General features: G+C 45.4%; 7 protein-coding genes. 6 read left to right on the forward strand and 1 reads right to left on the reverse strand.

What is annotated here, in order from left to right:
• The first annotated feature begins 81 nt into the window (after nucleotides 1-81).
• From BM114_RS08485 to BM114_RS08510, 6 genes are all read left to right on the forward strand, one after another.
• On the forward strand, nucleotides 82-429 hold the full coding sequence (locus BM114_RS08485) for a helix-turn-helix domain-containing protein (protein WP_255406471.1): 348 nt from the start codon (nucleotides 82-84) through the stop codon (nucleotides 427-429).
• Nucleotides 420-800 (forward strand): DNA-binding protein, encoded by a 381-nt coding sequence (locus BM114_RS08490; RefSeq protein ID WP_091826426.1) that lies wholly within the window; start codon nucleotides 420-422, stop codon nucleotides 798-800. Before BM114_RS08485 ends, BM114_RS08490 begins: the two co-directional genes overlap by 10 nt.
• Nucleotides 797-2857 carry a bifunctional DNA primase/helicase gene (locus tag BM114_RS08495; protein WP_091826429.1) on the forward strand — a complete coding sequence of 687 codons (2061 nt, stop codon included), beginning with the start codon at nucleotides 797-799 and terminating at the stop codon, nucleotides 2855-2857. Before BM114_RS08490 ends, BM114_RS08495 begins: the two co-directional genes overlap by 4 nt.
• The gene (locus tag BM114_RS08500; protein WP_091826431.1) at nucleotides 2845-3153 is read left to right on the forward strand and encodes a helix-turn-helix domain-containing protein; all 309 of its coding nucleotides are present in this window, start codon (nucleotides 2845-2847) and stop codon (nucleotides 3151-3153) included. The genes BM114_RS08495 and BM114_RS08500 overlap by 13 nt, the downstream gene beginning before the upstream one ends.
• Before the next feature lie 97 nt (nucleotides 3154-3250).
• On the forward strand, nucleotides 3251-3961 hold the full coding sequence (locus BM114_RS08505) for a DUF6577 family protein (protein ID WP_091826433.1): 711 nt from the start codon (nucleotides 3251-3253) through the stop codon (nucleotides 3959-3961).
• On the forward strand, nucleotides 3958-5019 hold the full coding sequence (locus BM114_RS08510) for a nucleotidyl transferase AbiEii/AbiGii toxin family protein (protein WP_091826435.1): 1062 nt from the start codon (nucleotides 3958-3960) through the stop codon (nucleotides 5017-5019). Before BM114_RS08505 ends, BM114_RS08510 begins: the two co-directional genes overlap by 4 nt.
• An 83-nt stretch (nucleotides 5020-5102) precedes the next feature.
• On the opposite strand, the gene BM114_RS08515 is transcribed toward BM114_RS08510, so the two are convergent.
• Nucleotides 5103-6599: helicase C-terminal domain-containing protein (locus BM114_RS08515; RefSeq protein ID WP_255406472.1), on the reverse strand; the 1497-nt coding region annotated here is incomplete at its 5' end.

Genomic DNA, 6599 nt, shown 5'->3' on the forward strand with positions numbered 1-6599 from the left:
AAGCATGACGACTTGCAGAGGGTACATAAACTTGCGTGTGACGGGTTGCTCGTGCCGAGATGTCTCTATAACTTTATATCTATGAAAAAGTTACTGGAATTTCTTAGAAATGAGAGACTGAACAAATCTCTGAAACAAGCGTATCTTGCTGAGAAATTGGGAGTTGATGAAAGTACGATATCCCGATGGGAGTCCGGACAGATTGCAATGACATTCCTCCAAATAGAGAACTATGCATCTGCTTTGGAAATAGATATCTATGAGATGTTTGCATTTCTCGCAAGTAATGGAGAAGACATTCCAAGACCTATCGCGGAAGTACACGTTGAGGTATATACACAGGGTGCCTATAACTCGCTTATGCAACATCTTGCGAATTCCGGGTTGGACGTAGCAATTAAAAACACCAAGTTGAAAAGATGGAAATAATAGCAGTAGAAAGCCAAGCCTATCAGGACCTGATAGACAGGCTCAACCGAATAGAGCAGTACGTTGAGCGAACCTCTCACCTTATCCAGGATATAGATGACGAGTTGGAAATGACCACCAAAGACCTTATCGGGACTCTGAATATCTCAGAGTCCACCCTTTACCGTTGGCGCAAGAAACAGTTAGTGCGGTATCGCTACACGGAGAGTGGCGATGTGCGTTACTTCTTTAAGTCAATCCTTATTGCCGTAAAGTGCAACCGCCTCCGTGTTTCAGGCATGAGGAATGACGAGGTTCTTGGTCGGCTCAACCGCTTCAAGGACAATCTTATCATGAGTTCATGCCTTAACCCTAAAAACCGACAGTTATGATAGATAAGGAACAGATACTATCACTTACACAAGGAGGGCTTAATGTGTTTTCCCATTTCCTTGGCTTTGAGGTGAACCTTCACCGTAACTTCCGCAGTCCTTTTTATGACGACAGGCGGGCTTCATGCCATATCTACTATGATAGGAAAACTTCTTCCTATAAGTTCTATGATCATGGGGATACCACCTATTCGGGGGATTGTTTCTGGTTTGTGGCAACCATGCGAGGCTTAAATCTAAAAACCGATTTCCCCGAAGTCTTGAAAATCATCGTCCAAGAACTTGGACTGTATTCCTTGTATGACGGTGGGAAGCATGGCAAGCGCGCTGCACCGCCCCGTAAAAGCCCTATCGTTTCCAGTCCTAAGACTGATACAGTCCAAAGTGCGGAAGAACGCCCATACAATTTCGAGATACAGCCTTTTGACGATGGACTGCTGAACTATTGGGCGCATTACGGTATCCATGAGGATACACTTCGGCTTTTTCGGGTACGAAGCCTTAAACGGTATGAAAGCGTATCTGCTGAAGGCAGGAAGTTTGAACTTCACAGTTCACCGACAGAGCCGATATTTGCCTATATCGGAAACGGCTATGTCAAGATATACCGCCCCCACAGTCCGAAAATCCGCTTTCTCTATGGCGGACGGATGCCAGCCACCTATTGTTTCGGTATGGAGCAGATCCCCACCAAAGGAGATATGCTTTTCATAACAGGTGGGGAAAAGGATGTCCTCTCGTTGTATGCACACGGCTTCAATGCGATTTGCTTCAACAGTGAAACGGCACAGATACCTACAAGTATCATTGAGAGCCTTCAGCTTCGTTTTAGGCATATCATACTCTTGTATGATGCGGATGAAACAGGTGTACGGGAGGCGCATAAACAGGTTGAACATTTAGCAGAATATAAGGTCTTGAATCTTTCACTTCCGCTCAGCGGAACTAAGACAGAAAAAGACATTTCCGATTTCTTTGCCTTAGGCAATGGGACTAAAGAACTGAAAGAACTGCTTGCCAATATGTTTACAGACCTATACAGCCAAACCATGATGATGCTTCGCTCCTGTGAGATAGACTACGAAAATCCACCGGACATTTCCAAATCGGTTGTGGCGGTGAATGGCGTTCCGCTGGGAACACAGGATAATCTGTTCTGCATCACCGGTGGTGAGGGCACGGGCAAGAGTAACTATGTAGGAGCCATCCTTGCCGGAGCATTGGGAGAAGAACGGCTGCCAATAGAGAGAACCTTGGGATTGGAGATTACCGCCAACCCCAAAGGCTTGGCAGTCCTGCACTATGACACGGAGCAGTCCGAGGCACAGCTGCACAAGAATTTGGGCAAGACACTGCGCCGGGCTTTATTGACGGCCGTACCGGTGTTTTACCATTCCCTGTACCTCGCCTCTCTGTCCCGCAAGGACAGGCTGAAACTTATCCGCGAGAGTATGGATTTGTTTCATCACAGGCATGGAGGCATCCATCTTGTGGTTATTGACGGCATAGCAGACCTGATACGCTCAGCCAATGACGAAACGGAGAGCATAGCCATTGTTGATGAGCTGTACCGTCTGGCGGGTATCTACAATACCTGCATTGTCTGCGTGCTGCACTTCGTGCCGAATGGTATCAAACTCCGTGGACACATCGGCTCGGAACTGCAACGCAAGGCGGCGGGTATTCTCTCTATAGAGAAAGACGACAATCCCGAATATTCTGTGGTGAAGGCATTGAAAGTCCGTGACGGAAGTCCGCTGGATGTACCGATGATGCTTTTCGGCTGGGACAAGGCAGAGGATATGCACGTCTATCGTGGCGAGAAGTCTAAGGAGGACAAGGAAAAGCGCAAGACCGATGAACTCATTGCCGTTATCAAGGAAGCTTTCCGAAATTCTTTCAAGCTCACTTACCAAGAGCTTTGTGAGGTTCTGATGCGGGAAATGGAAATCAAGGACAGAACCGCGAAGAAATACATCGCCTACATGAAAGAACAGCGTATCTTGGCACAGGATACCAATGGTAACTATCAAAAAGGAGAACTATGCCGTACATAGACTACAATACAGAAGATACTTGGCAGAAATGCCTGTTCGACAAGCTGAGGAATGTTGAGGATAAACTCGACCAGCTGCTTGTCCTGCAAGAGCAATCCGTCGATACAAGCGTCCGTCCACCCTTGAAACCGGAATACTTGGACATCATAGATGTATCCAAGATTCTCAAAGTGGAACAAAAGACCATCTACAACTGGGTTTGGGCAGGGAAAATCCCCTATCTCAAGGCCAATGGACGATTGCTTTTCCTTCGGGAAGAGATAGATGAAATGGTACGGAAGCGAGATGGTTGGTAGCAGCAAAGTAATATGAAAATATGTTAGATTTTGGCAATTTATTTGTTTTATTGCCAAAATCTAACTATCTTTGCACCGAACCATTAGTGATAGCAGAATGAACGTCAGTAATATCATTATAGATTTTGCAAACACCAACAAGGAATTCAGGACGAACGACTTGTATGAGAATCTTTCCGGAAAAATTGAAATTTCCAAGAAGATGCTGTCTTGGCATTTACGCAAGCTGATGGATGAAAGAAAAATATTCAGAATAAGCAAGGGTATATATACAACCACTCCAAAAGTCATATTCCGCCCGGTTCCTAACGTTTATTCCATTCGGTTGTACAAGAAATTAAAAGCGGAATATCCGTTATTGGACTTTTGCGTGTATAACGGCGAAATCCTGTCCGACTTACAGCATCACCTGTCATACAACAACAATATCTATATAGAAACGGAGCGTGATGCCGCTGAAACCATATTCCACTTTGTACAGGATATGCACGAACGCAGTTTCCTTTCGCCAAAGGAAGACGTGATGTCCGATTATATCCGGCTGGATAAAAGAGCCTATATCGTAAAGCCTCTTGTTTCAGAGTCCCCCATGCAGGAAGTAAACGGCATCAATGTACCGACTATTGAAAAGCTTTTAGTCGATATTCAATGCGACAGGGATTTCTTCTACCTGCAAGGTCAGGAAGCCCTGTACATGATGCGGAATGCTTTTACCAACTATAACGTGAATGTAGGAATGCTGCTGCGTTATGCCTCACGACGCAACATAAAACCGCAAATAGAAAACTATATCAAGGAAATGGTATGATCAAAAAAGAATGTATGACTACCGAATGGATAAAGTCCATATCCGTACGCAACAAGTATAAAGACCTGAACCTGATAGAAAAAGTCATCAGGGCAATGTCCCTGCTGGAGATGCTGAAATTATCTGGTTGCCCATTCTGCTTTAAGGGCGGTTCGGCTCTGATGCTTATTCTGGGCGAGTCTGCTCACCGGTTATCCATAGACATTGACATTATCTGCCCGCCCGGGACGAATATTGAGCTTTATCTGAACGATATAGAAAAGTTCGGATTCATATCCAAGACCCTTGAGGAACGGCAGCAGAGGGACACGAATATTCCCAAAAGCCACTCGAAATTCTTTTATCACATCGCTTATAAGAACGATGATAAACCTGCGTATATACTGCTTGATGTCCTGTACGAGGATTTACAATACCACGCTACAGAAGAAGTTGAGATTAAAGGGCCTTTTATAGAATTGGACGGTGATCCATTGAAGGTAACCGTGCCATCAGCTGACGACATTCTCGGTGATAAACTTACTGCATTTGCCCCCAACACCTCAGGTGTTCCTTATATCAAGGGAGGCAGAGACCGCTCGCTGGAAATCATCAAGCAGTTATATGACGTAGGCAGACTGTTTGAGCATACTGACAATTTCCTGCACACTAAGGAAACTTTCACTCAGATAGGGAAAATAGAATTGCAATACCGGGGCTTGCCTGCTGATTTGTCACTCATTTATGAGGATATTCGGGAAACCGCCTTGTGTCTGGCTACCAGAGGGCAAATGGGTAAAGGCGATTTCAAAATGCTGCAAAGCGGCATTAAGAAAATAGACGGCTACATCTACAAAGGGAAATATCGCATAGAGGATGCTATCGTAGATTCGGCCCGTGCGGCTTACCTTGCCACTTCAATAGAAAAATCAAACACAAGAATTGAGAAATACGATGGAAATCCGAACACCATACTTGCCATGGAATTGTCTCCTTCCGTCAATAATAAACTCAACAAATTGAAAAAAATATTGCCGGAAGCCTTCTTCTATTGGGTCAAGACGAGTGAGCTATTATAAAAATTAGTTAGATTTTGGCAATAATTTCTATTTATTGCCAAAATCTAACTGACTTGATAATAATTATCATCAATGTATTTCTATTAGTGTCTCCATTTGGGTCTGAAGTTTTGTGAACGGTAGTCTTCTTCCTTGTCTTGAGCAGGATAACTCTTGTTCTTTATTCCGGCAGAATGATTATTGTCGGACAAGTTCTCTCCTTGCTTCATTTCCTCCGTTTCCTCTTTTTCCTCCTCCGGCGGTGCAAGCGTAAGCGCAATCTTTCTGTCAAGTTCTGCTGCCTCCCCTTTGAGCGCACGCAGTTCGTCCTCTTTCTTCCAAGAACCACCCGCAATGTTGGTGTAAACGTCCTTGTTGGCCACAACCTTTGCCATTTCCTTCTCATGCGACTCTATCACCTTCGGGATACGCTCCAAGGCACCCAAGAAGTTCTCACAGGCAAGTTTCGGGTCTGTCGCCAACTTACCGTTATTATAGGTATAGTAGATGCTCTCCTGTCCCTTGACAAAGAAACGGTTCACCGAGCAATCGAACAGGTCCTTTGAGCTGCTCTCCGTCTTGACCATAACGGAAAAGCCGTAAATCTCACCGATTTTGTTGTACTCACCCTTAGTGCGAGCCTTTTCCTCAATCTCATGCAAGCGGGCTGCAATGACTTTGATGTCAGTGCTGTCCTCCACACCCTTTATCGTCAGTTTATTGACGGGCAGTCCCTCCTTGTCACGCTCCACACGCTGCTCAAAGAGAGCCAAGTCCGCCTTAGCCTCCTTAATTTTGTCCGAATGGAAGGACACGGAGCTGTCAATCTCCGCCAACTTCCCTGTCGCTGCATCACGCTCACGGAGGAAGTTCTTGCGCTCGGATTCCAAGGTGGCAATCTTCTTGTCCATCCTTGCTTTCTCCAAGAGGTCGGTATTGCCCGAAAGTACTGCCACGTATTCAGAAAAGTTCATACCGCTGTCCTCATCCATTGAACCCTCGTCAATGGTACGGCTACCAAGGGTGTTTGTTTTGAGCTGATTGATGAACAACTGCTTGTTGTGAAGCAAATTGAACTTATAACTATCCAAAGAGCGTTCTACGGCATAGATAATCACATCGACCTTGTTATTTGCAAACTCCTTGGCGATTATATTGCCCTTACGAATGGCACGCCCATCGCGTTGCTCCAAATCCGAAGGACGCCAAGGACAATCCAAATGATGGACGGCTACGGCACGCTGCTGGGCATTGACTCCTGTTCCCAACATGGACGTGGAGCCGAAGATAATACGGATGTCGCCAAGGTTCATGGCATCCACCATCGCCTTCTTTGCCTTCTCGTTCTTGCACTCCTGAATAAAGCGTATCTCGTAGGACGGGATATGGTAGTCTTCCACCAGTTTTCTTTTGATTTCCGAATACACGTTCCATTCTCCGGGCTTGTATGTCCCCAAGTCAGAGAATACGAACTGCGTTCCTTTCTGTGCATCATACTTCCGATAATAGTCATTGAGCAACTTCGCACAATGGCTCGCCTTGTTGTCGATATGATCCGAGTACCCCTCCAAATCTATCATGCGTAAATCCAAGCTCATCTT

The sequence above is a fragment of the Prevotella sp. KH2C16 genome, from assembly GCF_900113305.1.
Taxonomy (GTDB): Bacteria; Bacteroidota; Bacteroidia; order Bacteroidales; family Bacteroidaceae; genus Prevotella.